We start from the raw sequence: 24,864 nt of genomic DNA, 5'->3' as shown, positions 1-24,864 counted from the left end.
ACACGCTGTTACACAACACAGTTGGCCACATTGGTTGCAGATACGCCTGTTACTCAAGTGAATCCTGAGGTTTAAAGTTTGCTGCGCGCCAAATTGTCTTCCGGGCGCGTCATTTCACCCGGGCGCCATCGCCTAGGGTGAGTCGACGTGAAGGTGACGGTTCTGGTCGGTGGCGTCGGCGGCGCCCGTTTTCTGCTCGGCGTCCAGAAGCTGCTGGGGTTGGGGCAATTCGCCGACCCCGGCATGAACTCCTCGACCGCCTCCCCCCATGAACTCACCGCGATCGTCAACGTCGGTGACGACGCCTGGATGTACGGCGTCCGCATCTGCCCCGACCTGGACACCTGCATGTACACCCTCGGCGGTGGCATCGATCCCGCGCGCGGCTGGGGCCACCGCGACGAGACCTGGCACGCCAAGGAAGAGCTGGCCGCGTACGGCGTGCAGCCGGACTGGTTCGGACTCGGCGACCGCGACCTGGCCACCCACCTGGTGCGCAGCCAGATGCTGCGGGCCGGTTATCCGCTGTCCCAGGTGACCGAGGCGTTGTGCGACCGCTGGCAGCCCGGGGCGCGGCTGCTGCCCGCCAGCGACGACCGCAGTGAAACGCACGTGGTCGTAACCGATCCCGAATCCGGCAATCAGCGCGCCATCCACTTCCAGGAATGGTGGGTTCGCTACCGCGCGCAGATCCCCACCCACAGCTTCGCGTTCATCGGCACCGAGAAGGCAAAAGCCGCACCGGGAGTCGCCGACGCCATCGCGGGCGCCGACGTGGTGTTGCTGGCGCCCTCCAATCCCGTCGTCAGCATCGGCGCGATCCTCGCCGTGCCGGGTCTGCGCAGCGCGCTGCGGTCCACCCCGGCGCCGGTGATCGGATACTCCCCGATCGTCGCCGGAAAGCCGTTGCGCGGGATGGCCGATGACTGCCTCAAGGTGATCGGTGTCGACAGCACCTCGGAAGCCGTGGGCGCGCACTACGGCGCTCGCAGCGGGACCGGCATCCTGGACGGCTGGCTGATCGACGCCGGGGACCACGCCGAGATCGAGGGCGTCAACGTCGAAGCCGTGCCGCTACTGATGACCGACCCCGCCGCCACGGCCGAGATGGTCCGCGCGGGACTGCAACTAGCCGGGATCTCGTTGTGACAGAGCATGGGGCCGCGGCCGCCATCGAAATCCTTCCGGTGCCGGGGCTTCCCGAGTTCCGTCCCGGTGACGACGTGGCCGCCGCCATCGCCACCGCCGCCCCCTGGCTGCGTGACGACGACGTGCTCGTGGTCACCAGCAAGGTGCTCTCCAAATCCGAGGGCCGGATCGTCGCGGCGCCGACCGACCCCGACGAACGGGACGCGCTGCGGCGCAGGCTGATCGATGACGAGGCCGTGCGTGTGTTGGCCCGCAAGGGCCGCACCCTGATCACCGAGAACGCCATCGGATTGGTCCAGGCCGCCGCGGGTGTGGACGGATCCAATGTCAGCACAACCGAATTGGCCCTGCTGCCGGTCGATCCCGACGGCAGCGCGGCCCGGTTGCGCGCCGGCCTGGCCGAGCGGCTCGGTGTGCGCGTCGCCGTCGTCATCACCGACACCATGGGCCGGGCCTGGCGCAACGGGCAGATCGATGCCGCCATCGGCGCGGCCGGCCTGGCTGTACTGCACGGGTATTCGGGGGTCCAGGACACCCACGGCAATGAACTGCTGGTGACCGAGGTCGCCATCGCCGACGAGATCGCGGCCGCCGCCGATCTGGTCAAGGGCAAGCTGACCGGCATCCCGGTCGCCGTGGTGCGTGGCCTGTCACCGCGCGACGACGGTTCGAACGGCCGGACCCTGGTGCGCGCCGGCCAGGAGGACCTGTTCTGGCTGGGCACCGAGGAAGCACTGGCATTGGGCCGCAGGCAGGCTCAGCTGATGCGCCGTTCGGTGCGTACCTTCAGCGCCGAGCCGGTGGCACCGGAACTCATCGAGGAATCCGTCGCCGAGGCCCTCACGGCGCCCGCGCCACACCACACGCGCCCGGTCCGCTTCGTCTGGGTGCAGAACCACGACACGCGAATCCGGTTGCTGGACCGCATGAAAGACAAGTGGCGCACCGACCTCACCTCCGATGGGCGTGCGGCCGACTCCGTCGACCGGCGTGTCGGCCGCGGTCAAATCCTCTACGACGCACCGGAACTCGTCATCCCGTTCCTGGTGCCCGACGGCGCGCACAGCTATCCGGACGTGGCCCGCACCGACGCCGAGCACACCATGTTCACCGTCGCGGTGGGCGCGGCGGTCCAGGGGCTACTGGTGGCCCTGGCGGCCCGCGATGTCGGAAGCTGCTGGATCGGTTCGACGATCTTCGCCGCCGACATCGTGCGCGCCGAGCTCGACCTGCCGGGCGACTGGGAACCGTTGGGCGCCATCGCCATCGGCCACCACCTCGAGACCGGCGAACCACGTCAGCCGCGACAGCCGGTGGCGACGGACGAACTACTGATCCGCCGATGAGCGACTCCCTGCATGCCTCGGTGGTCGAGACGCTACGAAACTGGCCGGCGCCCGACGCCGATCAGGACAGCCTGCGGCACGCCGTCGCGGCATTCGTCGCAGCCCGCCCCGACGCCTGCCGGCGCGCGTGCGAGCCCGGGCACATCACCGCGTCGGCGCTCGTGCTCGACCACACCCGGACCAGGGCCCTGCTCACCCTGCACCCGCGCTTGGGCCGCTGGGTGCAACTCGGCGGCCACTGCGAAGACGTCGACACCGACATCCGGGCCGCCGCGCTGCGCGAGGCCACCGAGGAATCCGGCATCACCGGACTGTGGATCGCGCAGGCGCCTGCCGCGCTGCACGTCCACGCCCTGACATGCTCACTGGGCGTGCCGACCCGGCACCTCGACGTGCAATATCTGGCTGTCGCGCCGGAGCACGCCGAAATCCATTGCAGCGACGAATCCCTGGATCTGCGATGGTGGCCGCTGGACGCCCTGCCGGGCCCGGACCCCGGTCTGGAACGGCTCGCGCGGGCCGCTCAGACGTCCGTCGAGTAACGAATTCCGCCGTCCGGGATGGTGACACCCGGCCACACCCGTGCGCCGCGCAGCAGCTCGCAGCGGGCGCCGATGTTGGCACCGTCGCCGATCACGCCGTCGCGGATCAGCGCCCGCGGGCCGATCCGGGCGCCGAACCCCACGATGGACCGCTCGATCACCGACCCGGCCTCGATCTTCACGCCGTCGAAGATCACCGCGCCGTCCAGCCGGGCACCGGCACCGATCTCGGCGCCGCGGCCCACCACGGTCCCGCCGATCAACAGTGCGCCGGGTGCCACCGCGGCGCCCTCGTGCACCAGGCTCTCGCCGCGGTGCCCGTCGAGCACCGGCGACGGCGCGATACCGCGCACCAGATCCGCTGAGCCGCGGACGAAGTCGTCGGGGGTACCCATGTCGCGCCAGTAGGTGGCATCGACGTAGCCGCACACCTTGAAGCCGTCGGAGAGCAGCTTCGGGAACACCTCGCGTTCGACCGACACCTCACGGCCGGTGGGGATCTCGTCGATCACCGCACGCTGGAACAGGTAGCAGCCCGCGTTGATCTGATCGGTCGGCGGGTCCTGGGTCTTCTCCAGGAACGCCGTCACCACACCCTCGGAATCGGTTGGCACACAACCGAACGCCCGCGGGTCACTCACCCGCACCAGATGCAGCGTGACATCGGCCTGCCGCTCGAGGTGGCTGGCCAGCATCGCGCCGAGGTCCAGACCCGATAGCACGTCGCCGTTGAACACCATGGCAGTCGGGTGGCGCAGCTTGGGCGCCACGTTGGCGATACCGCCACCGGTGCCCCGGGCCTCGTCCTCCACGACGTATTCGATCTCCAGGCCCAGCTTGGAACCGTCGCCGAATTCCTGCTCGAACACCTCGGCCTTGTACGAGGTGCCCAGCACCACATGGCGGATGCCCGCGGCCGCGATCCTGGCAAGCAGGTGCGCCAGGAACGGCACACCCGCGGTCGGGAGCATCGGCTTCGGCGCCGAAAGGGTCAGCGGCCGCAGCCGCGTGCCCTGCCCACCCACCAGGATGACCGCGTCGACGTCAACCGGATTCACCGCGGCCGCATTCAGCTCGGGATCACTCAACTCGCGTCCTTTCAGGATGACTCAACGTCGTCGCAGGTAGCCTAGTTTGCCCGACGGCGCTTACGCCTGGAATTGCCCACCACCGCGCGCTCACGCGCGGTCAGGGCCGACTTGATGGTCCACCGCAGCGGGGCCTGCCACCAGTGTGGATGCCGGTCCGCGAGGAATGTGTAGGTACTGCGGTGGTGCGCGGCCAGATTCCGGGCCGGGTCGCGCCCGGTGGAATGCCCCTTGTCGTGCAGGATTTCGGCGGCCGGCACGTACACGTTCTGCCAGCCCGCGCGCCCCAGCCGGTCACCGAGGTCGACGTCCTCCATGTACATGAAGTAGTTTTCGTCGAACCCGCCGATCTGCCGGAACGCCTTGGTGCGCAACAACAAACACGAACCGGACAACCAACCGACCGCGCGTTCGCTGGGCTCCAGCCGGTCTTGGCGGTAGGCCGCCGTCCACGGGTTGGACTTCCAGAACGGGCCCACCACCGCGTGCATGCCGCCGCGGATCAGGCTCGGCTGATGCCGCGCCGACGGATAGACCGAACCGTCGGGGTCGCGGATCAGCGGCCCCACCGAACCCGCGGCCGGCCAGCGCGCCGCACCGGCGAACAGCTCGTCGATACTGTGCGGCCCCCATTGCACGTCCGGGTTGACCACCACGAAGAACTCCTGGTCGACGACGCTGTCCGGCGTGTCGAGGTAGGCCGCCACCGCGCGGTTGACCGCGGTGCCGTAGCCGAGGTTGCCGCCCGTGCGGAACAACTCGACGTCGGCATATCGCTCCAGGGCCGCCTCGGGCGCGCCGTCGGTCGATCCGTTGTCGGCCATCACCACCAGCAGCCGGCGCTCGGTGGCGTGCGCCAATGTCTTCAGGAAACGGTCCAGATGCGGGCCAGGTGAATAGGTCACCGTCACCACGAGCAGCGGGCGGTCCGGCACAGGTGATCTGTCGGACTGCGTCCTCGGCGGTCCGGAAGGCTGCTCGATCACGGGCTAGAGGTTAGCGGGCCGACGGCCGTAGCCGCACCAGGGTGTGACCCGCCGAACCCCGGGCTACCGGCCTCAGCAACCGCTCGCCAGTAGCCTGTCCTGGTGCCAGGTCGACTGTTCCGCATCCTCGCCGTCATGACGACGGTGCTCGTGGTGGTGGGCACCGGCATGGCCTGGAGCAGCCTGCGTTCGCTGGAATCCGGCATCAACCGCATCAGCACCGCGGCCCTCGGCGGCGGTGGCGACGACGGTGCCGTCGACATCCTCCTGGTGGGCATGGACAGCCGCACCGATGCGCACGGAAACCCCTTGTCAGAGGAGGAACTCGCCACGCTGCGGGCCGGCGACGACGTGTCCACCAACACCGACACCATCATCCTGGTACGCATCCCCAACAACGGGCGCTCGGCCACCGCCATCTCCATCCCGCGCGACTCCTACGTGCAGGCGCCGGGGCTGGGCAAGACCAAGATCAACGGCGTCTTCGGTCAGGTGAAGCTCGAGAAGATGAAGGAACTCGTCGAGCAGCAGGGCCAGGATGCCGCCACCGCGGAACCCAAAGCCGTCGAGGCCGGACGCGAGGCACTGATCAAAACCGTGGCAAAACTCACAGGCGTCACGGTCGATCACTACGCCGAAGTCGGGTTGCTGGGATTCGCCTTGATCACCGACGCCCTCGGCGGTGTCAACGTGTGTCTCAAGAACGCCGTCGACGAACCGTTGTCGGGAGCCAACTTCCCGGCCGGCTGGCAGAAGCTGGGCGGCGCGCAGGCACTCAGCTTCGTGCGCCAGCGCCACGATCTGCCCCGCGGCGACCTGGACCGGGTGACGCGCCAGCAGGTGTTCATGGCGTCGCTGGCGCACGACATCATCTCCGGGCAGACCCTGTCCAGCCCCAGCACCCTGAGCCGGCTGCGGCAGGCCGTACAGCGGTCCGTGGTGCTGTCCGACGGTTGGGACATCATGGATTTCGTCCAGCAGATGCAGAAGCTCGCGGGCGGCAACGTCGCGTTCGCCACCATCCCGGTGCTGGCCGAGGACGGCTGGAGCGACGACGGCACCCAGAGCGTCGTGCGGGTCGACCCCGACCAGGTGCAGCAGTGGGTGGCCGGCCTGCTCCAGGACCAGGCCGACGGCAAGACCGAGAAGCTGGCCTACACACCGGGCAACACCACCGTCGACGTGGTCAACGACAGTGACATCAACGGACTGGCCGCCGCGGTGTCGGAGGTCCTCACCGGAAAGGGCTTCGTCGCAGGCAAAGTCGGCAACAACGAGGCCGACCACGTGACCTCGAGCCAAATCCAGGCCGCGAAGGCGGACGACCTCGGGGCGCGCGCCATTGCCGAGCAACTGGGCAATCTGCCGGTCGTGGAGAACGCCTCGGTGCCCAGCGGCGCGGTGCGCGTGGTGCTTTCGCACGACTACGCCGGCCCCGGCTCCGGCCTGGAGGGCGGAAGCCACACCGTGACTCAATCCGCTTCCGACACCACCGATTCCGGCTCCGGCACCCCGGTGGCGCCGTCCCCCATCATCACTGCGGGGGCGTCCGATCCGAAGTGCGTCGACTGACGTGACCAACCTCTCCGGCGCACTCCTCGACCCGCTGCTGCGCGCCGACCCCGCCGGGCCGCGTATCACGTACTACGACGACGCCACCGGCGAACGCATCGAGGTGTCGGCGGTGACGCTGGGCAACTGGGCCGCCAAGACCGCCAACCTGCTGCGTGACGAACTCGGTGCCGGCCCGGGCAGCCGGGTCGCGGTGCTGCTGCCCGCGCACTGGCAGACCGCGGGCGTGTTGTTCGGCATCTGGTACATCGGCGCGGAAGTGGTTATCGGACAACCACTTCCGACGGAATGTGACGTGGCGCTGTGCACCGCCGACCTGATTGACGCGGCCGACGAGACCGGGGCCGCCGAAGTTGTGGTGCTGTCCCTCGACCCGTTCGGCAAGCCCGTCCCCGACCTGCCGATCGGCGTCACCGACTACGCGACATCCGTGCGCGTGCACGGCGACCAGATCGTGCCCGAACGCACGTCCGGTCCGGCGCTGGCCGGCCGTTCCGTCGACGACGTCCTCGCCGAGGCCCGCAGCAGGGCCGCGGCAAAGGGATTCACCGCCGACACCCGCCTCCTGTCGACGGCCCCGTGGGGTACCGCCGACGAACTCGTGGCCAATCTGCTGGCGGTGTTCGCCGGCGGCGCGTCCCTGGTGCAGGTGGCCCACCCCGACGCGGGCGCCCTGGATCGGCGCCGCGCGACGGAGAAGGTCACTGCCGACCTGTAGCGCCTGACGTCAGCGCAGCAGGGCGCGGGACATCACGACCCGCTGAATCTGGTTGGTGCCCTCGTAGATCTGGGTGATCTTCGCGTCGCGCATCATGCGCTCCACCGGAAAGTCGACGGTGTAGCCGGCGCCACCGAACAGCTGCACGGCGTTGGTGGTCACCTCCATGGCCACGTCCGAGGCGAAACACTTCGACGCCGCGGAGATGAAGCCCAGGTTGCCCTCACCACGCTCGGCGCGGGCCGCGGCGCTGTAGACCATCAGCCGGGCCGCTTCGGTCTTCATCGCCATGTCCGCGATCATGAACTCGACACCCTGGAACTGGCTGATCGACTTGCCGAACTGCTTGCGGTCCTTGGTGTAGGCGATCGCGGCGTCCAGCGCGCCCTGCGCCACCCCGACAGCCTGCGCCCCGATGGTCGGACGGGTGTGATCCAGCGTGGCCAGTGCGGTCTTGAAGCCGGTGCCGGGCTCACCGATCATGCGGTCACCGGGGATGCGGCAGTTCTCGAAGTACAGCTCGACGGTCGGGCTGCCCTTGATGCCGAGCTTGCGCTCCTTCGGGCCGATGGTGAAGCCCTCATCGTCGAGGTGGACCATGAACGCCGAAATGCCGTTGGCGCCCTTGTCGGGGTCGGTCACCGCCATCACGGTGTACCAGGTCGACGCGCCGCCGTTGGTGATCCACGCCTTGGCGCCGTTGAGGATCCAGTCGTCGCCGTCGGCCTTGGCACGGGTGCGCATGGCGGCGGCGTCGCTGCCGGCCTCGCGCTCGGACAGCGCGTACGACGCGAGCTTGCCGTCGACCAGGTCCGGCAGCACCTTGCGCTTGAGGTCGTCGGATCCGCTCAGGATCAGGCCCATGGTGCCGAGCTTGTTGACCGCGGGGATCAGCGATGCCGAGACGTCGACGCGGGCCACTTCTTCGATGACGATGCACGCCGCGACCGAATCCGCGCCCTGGCCGCCGAACTGCTCGGGCACGTGGACGGCGTTGAAGCCCGACGCGGTCAGCGCGTCACTGGCCTCCTGGGGGAACCGGGCCTGCTCGTCGACCTCGGCGGCGTACGGAGCAATCTCCTTCTCCGCCAGAGCCCGGATCGCGGCCCGCAGCTCCTGATGCTCTTCCGGCAGCTGAAACAGATCGAATGACGGGTTACCGATAGACATTGACGGCTCCTTGCCTGCCCATTTGGCGAGATGCGGGTTGCTACTCGCCGGTAACTTTACCGCCCCTGACCCGACACCTTCTGCAGACCACGGACCAGCTCGCGGTAAGTGCGGTGATAGACGGTGCGCAGCGTCTCACTGCGGCGCAGGACGTCAACGGCCGTCACCGGACCGAGCAGCAGCACCGGATGCCCGGCGAAAACCGAGGTGGTGTGCTGGATCCGAGCCGAACGGTGCGCTGCCGACTCCAGTTCGGCCTGGTAGTAGTCGCAGTACTCCGGCTGGGTGAAGAACACCTTGTTGAACCCGATCGCGAACGGGGCCAGGCCGGCTCCGTCATCGAGATACTTGAGCGTGCCCACCGCGACGCCGGGCCAGAACTCGTTGAAGACGTCGTCGGCGATGACGATGCCGCCGTCGGCCAGCGTGGCCTCGGCCAGCTGCATGTCGCTGTAGACGATCTCCTCGGTGTGCCCACCGTCGACGCTGAAGAACCGGATGGGCCCACCCGCCTCCTCCAGCAGCACCTCGGGTGCCAGCTTGGTGGAGTCGCCCTGGTGGATCACCACGCCGTCCATCGACGACCACACGTCGACGTTGCTGGTGAACTTCGCCAGGTCACCGGCACCGGAGCCGTCGATGTTGAGGTCCTGGTCGCCGAAAATGTCGATGGCAACCGACTTTTCGTCATCCCGCTGCAACAGGTTCAGACCGATGAACAGCTTGCCGTGGTGCACGCCGATCTCGGCGACGGCGCCACCGACGGACCTGGCCCGCTGGGCCTCATCCAGGGCACCGGCGACCAGGAGCACCTCCGGCTCCATGAATCCCGTGACGAACTTGTGGCCGACGCTGCGGTACCGCGCGAATGAAGATTTCATCGATGGTGAGCTTACTTGCCCAGCAACCGATTCCGTAGCGCCTCGTCCTTGACGAGCACCATCTGCTCCAGGTCCTCCTGGAAGCGCTGCATCCGGGCACGCAAACCGGCATCGGCCGACCCCAGGATGCGTACCGCCAGCAGGCCCGCATTGCGCGCGCCACCGATCGACACCGTGGCCACCGGGACGCCGGCGGGCATCTGCACGATCGACAGCAACGAGTCCATGCCGTCGAGGCGGGCCAACGGCACCGGTACGCCGATCACCGGCAGCGGGGTGGCCGACGCGACCATCCCGGGCAGGTGCGCCGCGCCACCGGCGCCGGCGATGATCACCTCGACGCCCCGGTCCGCGGCGGTCTTGGCGTAGTCGAGCATGCGCTGCGGGGTGCGGTGCGCCGACACCACGCCGACCTCGAACGGCACCTCGAACTCGGCAAGCGCGGTGGCCGCATCCTCCATCACCGACCAGTCGCTGTCGCTGCCCATGATCAGGCCGACCCGCGGGCCGGCCTTATGGCCTGCGTGCTCACTCATGTGCACTCCATCCGTCCGTCCACTCGCCATGCGACAACCAATGCGCGGCCCGCGTGGCCCGCTCGCGTACCTCCGCCACGTACGCCTCGTCGTCGAGCGAGCCACCCGGCGCGCCGACGATGTTGACGTGGCCGATCTTGCGGCCGGGCCGCTCCCCCTTGCCGTACAGGTGCACCCGGGCCTCAGGCAGCCGGCCGAACAGGTGATGCAACCGCTCGTCCATGCTCATCTGCGGCTGGGTCGGCGCGCCCAGCACGTTGGCCATCACCGTCACCGGCGCCAGCGGCGTGGTCGAGCCCAGCGGATAGTCCAGCACCGCCCGCAGATGCTGCTCGAACTGGCTGGTCGTCGCGCCGTCCATGGTCCAGTGCCCGGAGTTGTGCGGCCGCATGGCCAGCTCGTTCACCAGGAGCGCACCGTCGACCGTCTCGAAGAGCTCGACCGCAAGCACTCCGACGACACCGAGTTCGTCCGCGATCCGCAGGGCCAGCTGTTCGGCCGACGTGGCGACCTCCGGGTCCAGCTGCGGTGCCGGCGCGATCACCTCGACGCAGATGCCGTCCTCCTGCACGGTGTGCACCACCGGCCACGCCGCGCCCTGCCCGAACGGCGAACGCGCCACCAGCGCGGCCAGCTCGCGGCGCATGGCGACCTTCTCCTCGACCAGCACGGCGACCCCGCCCGCCAGATAGCCCTCGGCGGCGGCGCGGGCCTGTGCGACGTCATCGGTCAAGGTGACGCCCTTGCCGTCATAGCCGCCGCGGCTTGCCTTCACGACGAGGCCGACGCCGGCCCCAGAGCCGATTTCGCCGGCGAGCTCGTCGATGGCATCGAGATCGGTGACCGTCGCCACCTCCCGGTAGCGCGGCACCGGCGCGCCGATTTCGGCCAGTCGCCGGCGCATCACCAATTTGTCCTGCGCGTGCACCAGTGCCGATGGCGGCGGGGCCACATTGACCCCGTCCGCGACGAGGGTCTGCAGCAGTTCCGTGGGCACGTGCTCATGGTCGAACGTCAGCACCGTCGCTCCGGCCGCCACCCGGCGCAGCGCATCGAGGTCGGTGTGCGAACCCAGCACCACCGCCGGGCTCACCTGGGCTGCGGGCTCGTCGGCCGCGACAGCCAGCACCCGCAGGGTCTGGCCGAGCGCGATGGCCGCCTGGTGGGTCATGCGGGCCAACTGGCCGCCACCGATCATTGCCACGACGGGGGGTTGCGTCACGGCGCCTAGTTTGTCACGCACCGAAGGTGTCCCCCGAATCTGCCTACGCCGGCTAGCTACCAGCCACTACCTGCACGGGTACGCGAAATGCACCGACTATCCGTAAACTTGCCGTTTATGTCGTTCACCGAGGCCACCATCGCCCGGCTACCGCGAGTGATTCGGCCGTTTGCCGAACGGCATCACGAGCTCATCAAGTTCGCCATTGTCGGCGCCACGACGTTCGTCATCGACTCGGGGATCTTCTACACGCTCAAGCTCACCGTGCTCGAGCCCAAGCCGGTGACGGCCAAGATCATCTCCGGCATCGTCGCGGTGATCGCGTCGTACGTGCTGAACCGCGAATGGAGTTTCCAGAACCGCGGCGGCCGCGAACGCCATCACGAGGCCCTGCTGTTCTTCGCGGTCAGTGGTGTGGGCGTGCTGCTGAGCATGGCGCCGCTGTGGGTGTCCAGCTACGTGCTGCAGCTGCGGGTGCCCAACGTGTCGCTGACCGTCGAGAACATCGCGGACTTCGTGTCGGCGTATGTCATCGGCAACTTGCTGCAGATGGCGTTCCGGTTCTGGGCGTTCCGCCGCTGGGTGTTCCCCGACGAGATGGCGCAGCACGCGCCCGACATGACGCTCGAGGCGACCATGACCATCGGCGGTTTCGCCGAGGCTTACGACGAGCTCACGGACGACCCTCAGCTGGACGACTCCTCCGACCCCAGGGTGTCGAAGACTTCGTGATACAGCAGCGAGTGGACCTGTTCCACGCGCGGAATGTCATGGAATTCCAGCGGATCCTGGGATGCCGACTCGATGATCAGGGTGCCGGTGCGCAGTATCCGGTCGAGGATCTGGTGCCGGAACTCCACACTGTTGATGCGGGCCAACGGAATATCGATGCCCGACCGCGTCAGCACCCCGCGCCGGAACATCACCCGGCGGTCGGTGATCACGAAATGCGTTGAGCGCCAATTCAAGAACGGCCACACGGTGAGCCACCCGACCACCACCAGCCAGATCACCCCGAGCACCGCGAAGATGATGTTCTTGGCGTTCGCGTCCCAATTGGTGTGATTGACCACCGCCGCGACGAAGGCGGCCAGCGCCGTCCCGGCCAGCAGCACCAGCACCGGCCCGATCAGTCGTTTCCAGTGCGGGTGCCGATGCAGCACAACATGTTCGTCGGCGGCCAGCACGTTGTCCGGGTAACCCATACCCAGACTCTAAGCGGTGCTCAGCTTGTGGCGGGACGCAAATGCACGACGTCACCGGCCGAGACCGCGACGACGCCGTCGGCCGAATCGATCAGCAGTGCACCGCCCGCGTCGATATCGGTCGCCTGCCCGACCACCTCGCGCCCACCGGGCAACTCGGCCCGCACCGACCGCCCCAGGGTGGAGCTGTGCTTGCGGTAGACGGCCAGCAACTCGACGTTTCCGCCTGCTCGCCACTCGGCGATCCTGGCGTGCAGACGGTTCAACAGCACCGCTGCCAGCCGCTGCCGATCCGGTTGTGCCACACCGACGCTCAGCAGAGAGACGGCCGCCGGGTCGGGCAATTCGTCAGCCGCCAGCGACACGTTCAGCCCGATACCGACGACGATGACGGGCGACGCGCCGGAGCCCGCGACCTCCGAGAGGATGCCGGCCAGTTTGCCGGTGCCCACCTGAACGTCGTTGGGCCATTTGAGCACGGCATGCACGCCGGTCACCTCGGCGACCGCCTCGACGACGGCCAGCCCCGCCGCCAGCGACAGCAAGCCCCAGGTTCCGCTCGGCACATCGGTGGTGTCCACGCCGACCGACACCAGAATCTGCGACCGCGGCACCGCCGACCAGCTGCGGCCCTGCCGTCCCCGGCCCTCGGTCTGGTCCTCGGTGAACAGCGCCACGCCCGCGACGTTCTCGCCGGAGTGCGCCCGCGCCACCAGGTCGGCGTTGGTGGAACCGGTTTCGGCCACCACCTCGACCCGCCAGCTGCCGCCGGCTTCTGCCTGGATCGCCGCGGCGTCCAGCGGCAGCAGGTCAGCAGTCATTGGTTACCTTCTTCCCGGCGAACCGATCCGCCATCCAGTCGAGCATCTCCTGCGCCGCGGGCGGGTTGTGTCCACCCTTGGGGTCGAACTCTGTCGTCACGGTGCCACCGAGCGAGCAAGCCCGCCCGATCGCCGCCCTGGTCCACACGGCGTCGATGAACGGGTCCTGACCGCCGTACCAGACGTACAACGGCGCAGACAGCCGCCGTTGCGGAATAGCCCACGCCTGCAATAGATTCTGCAGCCGGTCGGCGGCGCCGGGCGAGGCCGGAAGGAAGTCGCGCGGGCCGAGTTGCCCGGCAGCGACGGCACGCTTGTAGGCCCCGCCGGCACTGCAGTCGGTCAGCACATTCCAGTAACGGGCGGCACCACCGTGCCGGTAGTCGTCGCGGTTCAGGTCGCTGTGCAACCGGGCCAGCGATTCGATCAGCGCCTGCAGCACCGGCCGCTGCTCACTGGTCAACGTGCCCGTCCGCGATTTGGCGACCAGGCCGCTGACATCGGCGGCGGGCGACACGGCGACGGCGCCGACCAACTTGAGCTCGGGGGCGTAGGGCTCGGCCTGTTCGTTGGCCGCCCATGCCGCGGCGCCACCCTGGGAGTCGCCGAACGCCGCCCACGTCGTCGAGAGGTCGCTGAACACATGCCGCGCCGCGCGGACCGCGTCGATCAGGTTGAGGCCGGCGGTGCGGGCGTCGGAGTACGGGTGAATGCCCTTGACGCCCAACCCCTGGTAGTCGGGCAACGCGACGGCATACCCGAGATTGGTCACGACTTTCGCGATGGGCAACAGGTTCATCAGAGTCGGTGACAGCGACGGTCCGCAGTTGTTGTCGATACCGAGGGTGCCGTGGCCGAGGCCGACCACCGGCCAGCCGCCCTTGGGTGCCTGCCCCAGCGGGGTCAGCACCGACCCGGAGACGACGGTCTGCGCTCCGGTGTCACCCGAAGTGGAGTGGTACACCACGCGGGCGGCGCGAATCCCTTGGCCGTCGAAGGTGCTGGTCACCCCCGGCATGGTGGTCGCCGACAGCAGGGTGCCCGGGCCCGAGCCGGTGAGGTCGGCAGCACCGATGGGCTCGGGAGCACCTGACAGCGGGATGAACATGTCCAGGACCTTCGAGGTCCCGATGAGCGCCAGCGGTCGCAGGTATCTCGCGGCAGTGACGCCACTGAGGACCAGGACGGCCACCACTATCCACGGCAGGGCTTTACGCATCAAAGGGCATTATTCACCGACGGTCGCCCGCGCGGTTCAGTAGGCGCCAGAACCGCCGATGATGGTGCGGAAGGTCTTGGCCGCGATCAGCAGATCGTTGGTGATGGACCAGTTCTCGACGTACGACAGGTCGAGCCGCACCGAGTCCTCCCACGACAGGTCGGCCCGGCCGCTCACCTGCCAGAGCCCGGTGATCCCGGGCAGCACCAGCAGCCGACGGCGAACCTGCTCGTTGTACGTGTCGAACTCGCGGCGCAGCGGCGGCCGTGGGCCGACCACACTCATGTCGCGACGCAGCACGTTGAAGAACTGCGGCAGTTCATCGATGCTGTAGCGCCGCAGGTACTTTCCGACCAGCGTGACGCGTGGGTCCTCGTGGATTTTGAACAGCACGCCGCTGCCGCTCTCGTTGAGGTCCAGGCTGATCAGCTCGTCGACCATGCGGTCCGCGCCCTGCACCATGGTGCGGAACTTCGTCATCTGGAAAGGCTTGCCGTCCAGGCCGATCCGCTCGGAACGGTAGAACACCGGACCACGGCTGGTGAGCTTGATGGCGATGGCCGACAGCACCATCACCGGCGCCGTCACCGTGAGCGCGAACAGCGCGACGAAGACATCGAAGGCACGCTTCTGCAGCTTCTTGGTCCCGCTGTACTGCGGACGCTCGACGTGGATCAGCGGCAGGCCGGCCACCGGACGCATGGTGAGCCGGGGGCCGGCGACGTCCATGACGCTCGGGGACACGACCATGTCGATACCCAGCTTGTCGAGCTCCCAGGACAGCTCGCGCACGCCTTCGGGGCCGAGATGATCGGTCGTGGTCAGCGCCACGGCGTCGAAGGAGGCGGTGGCGATGGCATCGGAGACCTGGGACTCGTTGCCGAGCACCGGCAGCTCGCCGACCCCGGCCACGTCGAAGGTGCCACCTTCGTTGCGGCCGGTGAGGCAGACGCCGGCGACGGAGTAGCCGTACCACCATTCGCGGTGCAGGGACTGCACCAGATTCCGCACGGCACGCGGGTCGCCGACCGCCAGCACCTTGGCGACGCACTTGTTGCGTCGACGCAGCCGGGCGAGCACCCGGCGGCAGATGGTCCGGGCGACGACGAGGCCGACGAGTCCGAGTGGCAGCGCGACGGCCAGGTAGCCGCGGGCGTAGTCAGGGCGGAAGATCATCAGTGCGACGGCGATGATGCCGACGGTGGCCAGCGTTGCGGAGAACACCCGCCGGTACTCCTCCACGCCGGCGCCGACGATGCGCGGCGACCGGGTGCGGTACGCGGCCAGCATCGCCAGCCAGATGACGGCGACGAACAGCGACAGCACCGAGTAGTACGAGAAGACGTGGAGGTACGTCGAAGTGAATTCCAGGGACGCATCCGGTGTCCCGAGTTTGACGAACTGGGCACTTGCCAGGGCCAACACGACCACGAGCAGATCGAATGCGATCAGGCACCAGCGGTAGCGCGTCTGCCAGGCCCGGTCAGCTAAAGGCGCGACCGCGCGTACGGGAGGCGCGGGGGAAGCCTCTGGAACGAAGAGCTCTTCTGCCACCGACACTGCCGCTTACCCCTCCCGATTTGCTGGCTTTTTGAGATAGTCCCCGCTCAGCGGACTGCGACTACTATCTCATCGTTTGCTCGAAAATACCACCGATCGGAAAAATAGGCAGCTCAAGCGCAGTGGCCCTGGAGGGCGGCCTTTGCAAACCCGGCAAACTGATAGAAGAACGTCAGTTCCCACCCGATCGGCGAGAAGTCATAGTCTCGGGGCAGGGCCACGGCAACCACCGAACCAGGGCTGGTGGAATAGCACTGGCGGAAGACCAACCGCGCGCGCGGCAGGTGATACCGCCAGCTGACCACGATGATCCGGTGCCAGGCGCGGCCTTCGGAGAGCCGGCGCATCATCATGGCCTCGCCGCGGGTCGTCAGGAGCTCCGGCTTCCGGCAGATCACCTCGATGTCCGGCGCCGGCGCGCAGGCGCTCTTCATCTGCGGATCGCCGGGCACGTACGGATCGGACAGCACGACGGTGCGCGCCCAGCCCTGCCGGGCCAGGTTCAGCGCGTACTGTTCGCGGCCGTCATGTTCGCCGGCCAGGACGATGATCGCGTCGGCCCGCTGCAGTGGATCGGATTTGGCGTTGGCGAACAACGCCACGCCGGCCAGCCCGACATCGACGAGCACCACGATCGTGACCACAGCGATGACACGACGAATGACTCGGCCGAGTTCAGCGCGCGGCATATTCCGCCAGTTGTCCGCGACACATCTCGCGGTACTGCTGCCACATGCGGCGACCCAACTCGCGCTGGCCGGTGGCGCTGTAATGCCGATCATCCGGGCTGTTGTACGAATCGCGCGGTCCCGGCACGAACGTGCTCAGCGGCCAGCGGTTCGGGGTGTCGGCGTGCACGGCGTCGATGGCCGCGTAGGGCTTGCCGCTGCGCTCCATCTCCTCGGGCACCATCTGCCCGAGGACGAACGGCAGGCCGGCGCCGTACCGCGCGCGCATGTCCGCGATCAGCGAGTCGAGCTTGGCCTGGTATTGCGCGCCGGAGATCAGCGGCACGTCGGTCTCCCCCTGGTGCCACAGGACGGTGGCGATCTCACTACCCGGAAAACGTGCCAGCGCCGCATCGATGGCCGCCACGGCCCGGCGGTACAGGTTCACCCGGGTCTTGCGGTCGGCCGGATCCCAGGTGTGCCCGTTCTTCGGGGTGAAGGAGGTGTCGCCCCGGGCGCCGGGAATCAGCAGCACCGGGCGCCCGGTCGCCTCGGCGAGTTGCTTGGCGAAAGTCGGGCCGAAACCGACGTATTTGCACGGTATTTCGTGCAGCAGTGGCTGCGTCGCCAGCACCGCCGAGCCTTTGGACGGCCCGCACATCGCCCACTGGTGCACCAGCGGATGTGGCCGGTCCAAACCGTCGGGCTCGACGGGCAGCCCCATGCCGAATGCGTTGGACTGTCCGAGGATGGGCAGGATCAGGTACGGCCGCTCCGGGGCCTCGACGGGTGTGCCGCGGGGCGCGATGAGGCGCTTCACGATGCACTTCGCCTCGATCAGCAACTGCTGATGAATCGGGCTGTCGCCGTCGGGATTACGTGGTCCCCTGCGCAGGACAGTCATTGACCGCCTCGCCTCCCCTGAATCGTTCTGCCAGCCACCGCAATTGACCCGGACCGTCGATATCGGCGTGCCCACCGTCCGGCTGGAAATTCCAGACCACCGTACCGCCCAGCGAACACGCGCGCGCGATGGCGGCCTTGGTCCACTCCGGGTCCAGGAAGGTGTCCTTGCCGCCGTAGACCACCGACATGGGGGCCGACAACGGCTGCTGCGGCAGTGCCCAGGCCTGCAGGTAGCGACGCAACCGGTCGGCTGCCGCCGCATCCACCGGCGCGAGGTCGCCGGGCCCGATCGCATCGATGGCGGTGGCGCGGTAGGCGACGTCAGGCCCCGAGCACGCCGACAGCACCTTCCAATACCTGGCCGCCGCGCCCCGGCGGTAGTCGTCGCGGTTCAGATCCGGATGCAGCCGGGCCAGCGATTCGATGATGGCCTGGAATGCCGCTTCCTGGTCCTTGGTCATGGTCCCGGCTTTGCCCTGATCGAAGATGCCGGCCTTGTCGACGATGCCCGCCACATCAGCCGACGGCACGCTGGCCGCCGCGCCGATCAGGTCGAGTTCGGGAGCATATGTCCTGGCCTGTTCATCGGCGGCCCACGCCGCGCCGCCGCCTTGCGAGCCGCCGAACACGGCCCAGCGGTTCGAGATGTCGCGGAAGGTGTGGCGCAGGGCCCGCACGGAGTCGATGACGTTGCGGCCCGCGGTGCGGCTGTCGGTGTAGGGGTGGACGCCGGGGGCACCCAGTCCCTGGTAGTCGGCGAGCGCGACCGCGAAGCCGAGGTGGACGAAGCCCTGTACCAGCGCGACGTTGCCCAGGAGATTCACCGACAGCGACGGCGCGCAAGGCTGGTCGATGCCGGTGGTGCCGTGGGCCAGCGCGATCACCGGCCACCCACCGTCGGGCGCCTGGCCCATGGGAGTGAACACCGATCCCGACACGACCGTCGGTGCGTCGGTGTCACCGGAGGTGGATCGGTAGACCACCCGGGCGGCCTGCAGATCCTTGCCCTCCACCGAGTTGGTCAGGGCGGGCATGGTCATCGCGCTGATCAGGCTGCCCGGGCCGGAGGCCGTGAGGTCTGCGGTCCTGATCGGCACCGGGTCGCCGATCCCACCGTGCCGCAGTTTGTCCAGCGCCCAGCTACCGACCTGCCACATCACCGGCAGCGACGCCGCAATCAGGAGCAGTGCGGCAACCGCGGCACCCCACTGGATCGCACGGCGCATTCAGGACCACCTGGTGCGGTACCGCTTGGCGAACTTCATGACGGGATCTTCCACTGCGTAGTACGTGACGGCCGACACCACCAGTGTCACCGCCAGGACCAGCGCCACGTTGCGCAGCATGCCGGGCAGGTTGTCACCGGCCATCAGGCCCCAGCGGCCGAGCAGCAGCATGAGCGGGAAGTGCCAGAGGTAGGCCGACAGCGAGACCTTGCCGACGAACCGGAACGGCGCGGTGTCCAGCAGCTCGGCCAGCCCGGACCGCTCGCCGCGGAACAGCGGCGCCACGATCACCAGGATGCCCAGCGCGCACAGCAGCGCCAGGGCCGAGGTGGCGTACGGGTTGGCCAGGGCGATCAGACCGAGCATCACCACGCCCACCGGGAACATCGCCAGGAAGCTGTAGAGCCGTACGCGGCGGCTGAGCTTGTCGCGAATCATGTTGTGCTCCATGGCCACGACCAGGACCGCGGCGGCCATGCCGAACGCGAACGTGTCCGAGTTGGTCAGGAACGTCTTGGTGTAGACCGCGACCCAGTTGGCGCCCCAGTTGATCTGTGTCGGGTCGGTCAGGTGCAACGCCGAGATCATCCAGGGCACGAAGGCCCGGCCGATGAATCCGAGCGCGATCAGCAGCGCCGGTCCGAGCGAGACGATCAGCCACGGCCGCATCTTGGCGCGCCGGCCGAGGGCGAACAACAGCATGCCCAGCAGCGGGATCGACAGGTAGAAGGCGTACTCCAGCGTCAGCGACCACGACGGGTTCAGACCCGTCTGGAAGTACTTCGGGATGTAGGACTGCGTCAGGGTCAGGTTGGCGATCAGCTGCCAGGGGTCGGTGATCATGCCGGTGCCGTCCTCGGTGCGGGTCGGCTGCAGCGACGCGTTCTGCACGTAGACGATCTGGAGCAGGTAATTGCAGAGCAGGAAGATCACCAGGTAGCCGGGCAGGATCCGGGCGATGCGGTGGACGGCGAAATTCGCGGTGCTCGGCAGCTCACGCTGCTCGATCAGGTTGCGCACGTAGGGCAGGAACAGCAGGAACCCACTGAGTGCGTAGAAGAAGATCAGCGACAACCCCACCAGGTTGGTCTTCCAGTGGGCGGCGGTGTGTGGCGAGTAGTGACCGGTGACGTGCATGACGGCGACGCCCAGGCACGACAGTCCGCGGGCGCCGTCCAGCCCGATGATGCGGGCCCGGGTGCGGACCGGTGCCGAGGTCGGCGCGTTCACTGTCCTGCTCCCTGCGTGGATACCGTGGATAGGAAAGACGGACAACTGTTCGGCGCGGGGACGCCGTCGAAGCGGTCCTTGATCCAGTCGTAGGACGAGGCCACATCGATGTCGGCGTGCCCCTTGGCCGGCTGGAACATGATGTCGATGACGTCACCCAGGCGGCACGCGGCGGCGAGCGCCTTGTTCGTCCAGTCCGGCGGCAGCAGCGTGTCCTGCCCTCCGTACATCACCAGCATCGGCGCGGACGTCGGCTCCTTGGGCAGGCTCCGCTTCGCCAGCAGTCCCTGCAGGGTCGCTTCCGCCTCCGGGCTCGCGGGCCGCAGATCGTCGGGCGTGATCTTGTCGATTGCCGCGGCCCGGGCTGCGGCATCTTCGCTGCGGCAGGAGCCGAGGACGCCCCAGTGCTCGGCGACCGCACCGCGGCGATAGTCCTGCAGGTTCAGCGACGGGTTCTCGGCCGCGAGGGAGGCGAGAATAAGTTGCAGGATGGCGCCCTGCTCTTTCGACAGGCTGCCGGCCGCGGCTCCGGAGGCCAGTCCGGTGAGATCGGTGGCCGGCGACAAGCTGACGGCTCCGACGAGGTTCAGTCCGGTGCCGTAGTGGGCGGCGAGTTCGTTTGCGGCCCAGGCGGCTTGACCGCCCTGGGACACCCCGACGGCCAGCCAGCGGTCCGACGACTCCGGCACCAGCTTGTGCGCCGCGCGCGCGGCGTCGATGACGTTGTAGCCCACCGTCGTGGCGTCGGCGTACGGATGGCCCGCGGTGCCCGGGCCGAGCCCCTGGTAGTCCGGCAGGCTCACCAGGTAGCCGGCTTTGACCAGTGTGGTGATCGGCGGGGACAGTCCGGCCAGCGTCGACGAACCGGACGGCCCGCACTCGCTCTGCAGGCCGGACGTCGCGTGGCCGAAGACGACAACCGGCCACCCACCCGGCGGCGCCGTGCCGTTCGGCACGAACACCGAACCCGACACCTCGGTGTGCTCACCGGTGATCCCGGAGGTCGACGTGTACTCGATGCGGGCCGCGAGCGACACCACCGATTTCAGCCGCAGATCCAGCGTGGGGAACGTGGACGCCGACACCAGCGCGCCGGGCACCTGGCCGGCACCCGTGGTGTCGGGTTTGAGGTCGATTCCCGGGACCGTGCCGGGCGCAGCTTTTTTCGGTGCGGAAGCGCTCTGGCAGGCCGGCGCGGTCAGGCACACCGCGACGAGTAGGCCGGCCGATACCGCGCGCCGCAGCCGCCGCGAACTCATCCCGGTGTCCCGGCACTCGCGTCACCGACCACCCGCTCGAGGTGCCCGCGACTCTGCACCCGGTCGAGGATGAGCGCCCGCGCGATCACCGCGATGACGCACAGCGCGAAACCCAGCACCGCCCCGGTCATCACGAAGGACGACAACCCGCCGACCCGCTGCGCCGGACTGGCGTCGTCGATGACGACGAGCGTCGCGCTGGTACCCGCGACCAGGGCCAGCCGGTTGCCCACCGCGACCAGGTCGGTGGCGACCTCGTGCGCGATCTGGTTGGTCTGGTCGGCGTCACCGCCGGTGACCGTGATGTTCAACATCGCGGTCGCACTGGGCAGGATGACGATCCGGGCGGCGAGTTCCTTGTCGGAATCGATCAGGCCCAGCTTCTGGATGACCGGCGCGGTGATCTGTGAGCTGGTGGCCAACTGCCGGTAGGTCTCCATCAAGCCGAGCATGTTGGCGTCGCCGTAATAGGCGTCCAGCGGCGACGCGCTGCCCTCGGTCCTGACAAACACCGACGCGGTCGACTGGTACTCGGGCTTCGCGTCGTCCCAGCCCACCCAGCCCACCAGCGCGCTGACGATGGTGGTGACGAGCACCAGCACCCAGCTGTTCTTCACGAACAGGAAGTAGTCCCGCACCCGCGGCACACCGGTCGGGGTGATCACGTCGCGCCCACGCAGACGTCGGAGACGCGCTCACCGTCGAACCGCGCCTGCAGCCAGGCCAGCGCGTTCTGCATCGTCTGGTCGTTGATCTGGCCGGTGTCCCCCACGCCGCGCATCATCACGATCTGTTGGCCGCGGGCGCAGGCGGCCCCGGCGGCCGCCAGTACGCCGGCCGGCGGATTCACCGTGTCGGCCGTGCCGAACGCCACCAGCACCGGCGGATCATTCGGCCCCGCCGCCGGGCTGGGCAATGCGACAGCCCCGAGGCGGCGCTTCAGGTCCGCCGCGGCGGCTGCGTCCTTGGCCTGGAAATCGTTGGGAGTCAACTGATTCAGTGCCAGTTGAGCGGCCGCGACATCGCGCGGGGCGCAGTCGACCAACAGGTCCCACTGGTCCTTGAGCTTCGCCGAACGGTGCGCGTCGAGGTCGAAGTCGGGCTGCATGGTCTGCAGGCTCTGCAGCATCCGAATCTGCAGCCGGTACTGGTCGGCGGTCGCCAGCGCGGCCGTGCGGTCCGGGTCGGCGAGCGGCGCCAGATCGGCGATCGGGTTGACCGCCACCGCGCCGACCATGTTCATGCCGGCGCCGTACGCCCCATTGCGTTCTGCCGCGGCCCACGCGGCCAGGCCGCCTTCACCGGCCCCCAGCGCGCCCCAGGTGGTGCTGGTGGACGGTACGGCGCGATGGATCGCGCGCGCGGCATCGATGATGCTGTTCCCCAGGCTGGCGGTATCCAGGATGGAGTGCTGCCGGGTAGCCGAACCCGGGTCGATGCCCAGCCCCTGGTAGTCCGACAGGGCGATGGCGAAGCCGCGCCGCAGATAGACCGCCATACCTGTGGAATAGCCCCAGAACTGCGGGGCGAGGGTCGGCGCGCACTTGGGCAGCAGCCCGGTGGTGTCGTGCCCGAAGGAGATGATCGGCCAGCCACCCTTCGGCGCCGGGCCCGGGGGCACCGCGATCAGTGCACTGACCTGGATCGGCCGGCCGTCCACGCCGCTGGTCGAGCGGTAGACGATGCGCGCCGCGGTAGCACCTGCCTCGTCGAAGCTCCGGTCACCCTTGACGGGCTTCAACTCGACCAGGGAACCCGGGCCGTCATCGGTGAGATCGGGCGCGGGGAGCGCCTCGGCACCCGGGAACATCGGGGTGAGGTCCCGGGTGGGACGGACGTCGTCACCCGGACGCGGCGGCACCGGAGCCGACTGGCCGCACGCAGCGACGGTGACCAGCACCGCAGCCAGTGCCAGTATCGTGCGCCGCAACTCAACCTGACGCATCACGGCTTCTGATGCGCCGCCGTTGTGGCCTCGGACGGGTCTTCGGCCTGGGGCGCCGACTCAGGCGCCGCCTTGCCTGCCGACCTCTTGCCGCCGCCGGCCTTTGTCCCCGCGGACTTGGCGCCGTCGGACCCGCCGATGTGGATCTTGAACTCGCCCGGTTCATCGGTGGCGACCGAGCCGATCAGCACCGCGTTGGCAGACTTCAGGGTCTGCACAGCGCGCGTGAGGGCGCTGCTGGTGGTGTGGCGGATGCGGCCGACCAACAACGCACCGTCCGAAAGCGCGGCCGCGACGGCACCGTCGTTGTACTTGGCCAGGGGCGGCGTATCCACGACGACGTAGTCGAACTGGCCGGACAGTTCGGCGAACAGGCTCTCGGTGTGGTCGCCCGCCCACAGCTCGCCCGGACGCGTGGTGGCCGGACCTGCGGGCAACACCGCGATCCGATGCTGACCGACGGAAACCTCGGAAATCAAACTTTCGGCGAGGGTGTTCTCGCCGACCAGCACGGTGCTCAGGCCGCGATCGGCCGCCCCCTGGCGGGCCGCCGGCGTCAGGTCCAAGCGCTGCGCCACCGCCGGGTTGCGCAGGTCACCGTCCACGAGCACGACGCGCTTGCCGGTCTCGGCGAGGACGGCGGCCAGATCGACGGCAACCGTCGTGCGGCCGTCGGACGGCGACGGGCTGGCCACGGCGATCACCCGAGCGGGCTCATCACGGTTTGCCGGCACGGTGAACCGCAAATTGTTCCGAAGCTCACGCAAAGCCTCCGCGTAGGCACTCTCGGCGGCCAGGTCGACAACCGGAGCCTTGCTCCGCGCGGAGTCCGAGGGCAACGCACCCATGAGCAGCGAACCGCTGGCGTCGGCCACCCGTTCCCGGCCGCGCACGCGACGGTCGATGATGCCGAGCACGAGCGCCACCAGCAGACCGAGGACGGTGCCACCGGCGATGCCCATGCCGACCCGGGTGATCATCGAGTACCCGAGGGGCTTGGTCGGATAGCCGGCCTCGTCCACCACGATGGCACCGGCAGCGGGGCTGCCGCCCCGGCGGGACGTCTCGAGTTCACCGACGAGTCCGGCGAGCTGATCGGCAACCGCACTGGCGTAGGTCTGGGCCTGGCCGGGGTCCTTGTCCGTCACCGAGACCTGCAGCAACACGGTCTTCGGCAGCGGGACGGCGGTGACCCTGGCGCGCAGTTCGCCCGCTGAGATGTTCGCCTTCAACTGATCCACCGCGCGGGCGGCGACCTGCTCGCTCATGGCGAGGGTGGCGTAGGAGTTCACGCGGTCCTGCGAGAACAGGTTGTTCTGGTAGGCCTCGGTGACCGATGTGCCGTTCTGGGTCGCGACGAACAACGTCGCGCTGGACTGGTACTCGCGATCACCGAATTCCCACCACGACCAGCCTGCGACACCTCCGACAACCGCCAGCGCCACGATTGCCCACCAGTACCGGCCGAATATCCGCAGGTACTCTTTGATCTCCAAGGTCGTGCCCCTTATTTCAGCAATGCGACGGCTCACAGATTAACGGCTGGGAACCGGACCGACCATTCAGACGCGCCACGGGTCCGGGCAACCTGCTTGAGCTTAGCTGGTCGAGCTGA

Annotated in this window: 24 protein-coding genes; 6 read left to right on the top strand and 18 right to left on the bottom strand. The window is 68.6% G+C overall.

Annotated elements, in window-relative coordinates; translation table 11 throughout:
• Window positions 1–147: 147 nt before the first annotated feature.
• The 3 genes from cofD to AC3WTE_RS17880 are packed head-to-tail and all read left to right on the top strand — an operon-like array spanning window position 148 to window position 3,037.
• The gene (cofD, locus tag AC3WTE_RS17890) at window positions 148–1,149 is read left to right on the top strand and encodes a 2-phospho-L-lactate transferase (protein WP_492439530.1); all 1,002 of its coding nucleotides are present in this window, start codon (window positions 148–150) and stop codon (window positions 1,147–1,149) included.
• Window positions 1,146–2,495 carry a coenzyme F420-0:L-glutamate ligase gene (locus tag AC3WTE_RS17885; protein WP_492439528.1) on the top strand — a complete coding sequence of 450 codons (1,350 nt, stop codon included), beginning with the start codon at window positions 1,146–1,148 and terminating at the stop codon, window positions 2,493–2,495. Before cofD ends, AC3WTE_RS17885 begins: the two co-directional genes overlap by 4 nt.
• Entirely contained in the window at window positions 2,492–3,037 is a 546-nt protein-coding gene (locus AC3WTE_RS17880) for an NUDIX hydrolase (protein WP_492439526.1), read from the top strand. Before AC3WTE_RS17885 ends, AC3WTE_RS17880 begins: the two co-directional genes overlap by 4 nt.
• Here AC3WTE_RS17880 and manB read toward each other — a convergent pair.
• Both manB and AC3WTE_RS17870 read right to left on the bottom strand, forming a co-directional pair.
• The gene (gene manB / locus AC3WTE_RS17875; RefSeq protein WP_459370444.1) at window positions 3,019–4,095 is read right to left on the bottom strand and encodes a mannose-1-phosphate guanylyltransferase; all 1,077 of its coding nucleotides are present in this window, start codon (window positions 4,093–4,095) and stop codon (window positions 3,019–3,021) included. The two genes, AC3WTE_RS17880 and manB, sit on opposite strands and share 19 nt — an antisense overlap.
• A gap of 71 nt (window positions 4,096–4,166) precedes the next feature.
• Entirely contained in the window at window positions 4,167–5,039 is an 873-nt protein-coding gene (locus AC3WTE_RS17870) for a glycosyltransferase family 2 protein (RefSeq protein WP_492439588.1), read from the bottom strand.
• A gap of 207 nt (window positions 5,040–5,246) precedes the next feature.
• Between AC3WTE_RS17870 and AC3WTE_RS17865 the strand changes: the two genes are divergently transcribed.
• Together AC3WTE_RS17865 and AC3WTE_RS17860 are read left to right on the top strand one after the other, a co-directional pair.
• The gene (locus AC3WTE_RS17865; protein ID WP_492439586.1) at window positions 5,247–6,683 is read left to right on the top strand and encodes an LCP family protein; all 1,437 of its coding nucleotides are present in this window, start codon (window positions 5,247–5,249) and stop codon (window positions 6,681–6,683) included.
• A 1-nt stretch (window position 6,684) separates the two neighbouring features.
• Window positions 6,685–7,401: a TIGR03089 family protein gene (locus tag AC3WTE_RS17860; protein WP_492439524.1), complete on the top strand. Its 717-nt coding sequence runs from the start codon at window positions 6,685–6,687 to the stop codon at window positions 7,399–7,401.
• 9 nt (window positions 7,402–7,410) lie between these two features.
• Here the strand turns inward: AC3WTE_RS17860 and AC3WTE_RS17855 are convergent, their stop codons facing one another.
• The 4 genes from AC3WTE_RS17855 to AC3WTE_RS17840 are packed head-to-tail and all read right to left on the bottom strand — an operon-like array spanning window position 7,411 to window position 11,186.
• Window positions 7,411–8,571, bottom strand: coding sequence for an acyl-CoA dehydrogenase (locus AC3WTE_RS17855; RefSeq protein ID WP_492439523.1), 1,161 nt, complete (start codon window positions 8,569–8,571; stop codon window positions 7,411–7,413).
• A gap of 56 nt (window positions 8,572–8,627) precedes the next feature.
• Window positions 8,628–9,452: a class I SAM-dependent methyltransferase gene (locus tag AC3WTE_RS17850; RefSeq protein ID WP_492439521.1), complete on the bottom strand. Its 825-nt coding sequence runs from the start codon at window positions 9,450–9,452 to the stop codon at window positions 8,628–8,630.
• An 11-nt stretch (window positions 9,453–9,463) separates the two neighbouring features.
• Window positions 9,464–9,988: a 5-(carboxyamino)imidazole ribonucleotide mutase gene (gene purE, locus AC3WTE_RS17845; RefSeq protein ID WP_492439519.1), complete on the bottom strand. Its 525-nt coding sequence runs from the start codon at window positions 9,986–9,988 to the stop codon at window positions 9,464–9,466.
• On the bottom strand, window positions 9,981–11,186 hold the full coding sequence (locus tag AC3WTE_RS17840) for a 5-(carboxyamino)imidazole ribonucleotide synthase (RefSeq protein WP_492439584.1): 1,206 nt from the start codon (window positions 11,184–11,186) through the stop codon (window positions 9,981–9,983). Before AC3WTE_RS17840 ends, purE begins: the two co-directional genes overlap by 8 nt.
• A gap of 141 nt (window positions 11,187–11,327) precedes the next feature.
• On the opposite strand from AC3WTE_RS17840, the gene AC3WTE_RS17835 reads away from it, so the two are divergent.
• Entirely contained in the window at window positions 11,328–11,942 is a 615-nt protein-coding gene (locus tag AC3WTE_RS17835) for a GtrA family protein (protein ID WP_459366288.1), read from the top strand.
• On the opposite strand, the gene AC3WTE_RS17830 is transcribed toward AC3WTE_RS17835, so the two are convergent.
• The 12 genes from AC3WTE_RS17830 to AC3WTE_RS17775 all read right to left on the bottom strand — a co-directional run bounded on the left by AC3WTE_RS17830 (window position 11,897) and on the right by AC3WTE_RS17775 (window position 24,745).
• A complete protein-coding gene (locus AC3WTE_RS17830) occupies window positions 11,897–12,415 on the bottom strand; it encodes a PH domain-containing protein (protein WP_459366289.1) in 519 nt (172 codons plus the stop codon). The genes AC3WTE_RS17835 and AC3WTE_RS17830 overlap by 46 nt on opposite strands.
• Before the next feature lie 20 nt (window positions 12,416–12,435).
• Entirely contained in the window at window positions 12,436–13,236 is an 801-nt protein-coding gene (locus AC3WTE_RS17825; protein WP_492439517.1) for a biotin--[acetyl-CoA-carboxylase] ligase, read from the bottom strand.
• Window positions 13,226–14,455, bottom strand: a complete 1,230-nt coding sequence (locus AC3WTE_RS17820; protein ID WP_492439515.1) for a lipase family protein — start codon at window positions 14,453–14,455, stop codon at window positions 13,226–13,228. The genes AC3WTE_RS17825 and AC3WTE_RS17820 overlap by 11 nt, the downstream gene beginning before the upstream one ends.
• 36 nt (window positions 14,456–14,491) lie before the next feature.
• Entirely contained in the window at window positions 14,492–16,009 is a 1,518-nt protein-coding gene (locus AC3WTE_RS17815) for a sugar transferase (protein ID WP_492439513.1), read from the bottom strand.
• A 119-nt stretch (window positions 16,010–16,128) separates the two neighbouring features.
• Window positions 16,129–16,659: a YdcF family protein gene (locus AC3WTE_RS17810; RefSeq protein ID WP_492439511.1), complete on the bottom strand. Its 531-nt coding sequence runs from the start codon at window positions 16,657–16,659 to the stop codon at window positions 16,129–16,131.
• 31 nt (window positions 16,660–16,690) lie between these two features.
• Complete coding sequence (locus AC3WTE_RS17805; protein WP_492439509.1) at window positions 16,691–17,587, bottom strand: sialate O-acetylesterase; 897 nt, start codon at window positions 17,585–17,587, stop codon at window positions 16,691–16,693.
• Window positions 17,559–18,815, bottom strand: a complete 1,257-nt coding sequence (locus AC3WTE_RS17800) for a lipase family protein (RefSeq protein ID WP_492439507.1) — start codon at window positions 18,813–18,815, stop codon at window positions 17,559–17,561. Before AC3WTE_RS17800 ends, AC3WTE_RS17805 begins: the two co-directional genes overlap by 29 nt.
• A complete protein-coding gene (locus tag AC3WTE_RS17795) occupies window positions 18,816–20,045 on the bottom strand; it encodes an acyltransferase family protein (RefSeq protein WP_492439506.1) in 1,230 nt (409 codons plus the stop codon). It abuts the gene before it with no gap.
• Entirely contained in the window at window positions 20,042–21,304 is a 1,263-nt protein-coding gene (locus AC3WTE_RS17790) for an alpha/beta hydrolase (RefSeq protein WP_492439504.1), read from the bottom strand. Before AC3WTE_RS17790 ends, AC3WTE_RS17795 begins: the two co-directional genes overlap by 4 nt.
• Window positions 21,301–21,969, bottom strand: coding sequence for a YveK family protein (locus AC3WTE_RS17785; RefSeq protein ID WP_492439502.1), 669 nt, complete (start codon window positions 21,967–21,969; stop codon window positions 21,301–21,303). The genes AC3WTE_RS17790 and AC3WTE_RS17785 overlap by 4 nt, the downstream gene beginning before the upstream one ends.
• On the bottom strand, window positions 21,966–23,249 hold the full coding sequence (locus AC3WTE_RS17780; protein ID WP_492439500.1) for a lipase family protein: 1,284 nt from the start codon (window positions 23,247–23,249) through the stop codon (window positions 21,966–21,968). Before AC3WTE_RS17780 ends, AC3WTE_RS17785 begins: the two co-directional genes overlap by 4 nt.
• Complete coding sequence (locus tag AC3WTE_RS17775; RefSeq protein WP_492439499.1) at window positions 23,249–24,745, bottom strand: tyrosine-protein kinase domain-containing protein; 1,497 nt, start codon at window positions 24,743–24,745, stop codon at window positions 23,249–23,251. Before AC3WTE_RS17775 ends, AC3WTE_RS17780 begins: the two co-directional genes overlap by 1 nt.
• Window positions 24,746–24,864: the final 119 nt, after the last annotated feature.

Source organism: Mycobacterium sp. FW102-FHT13B02, assembly GCF_058790275.1.
Note: the sequence above shows the minus strand (reverse complement) of the source record. Positions and strands in the feature narration are given on the sequence as shown.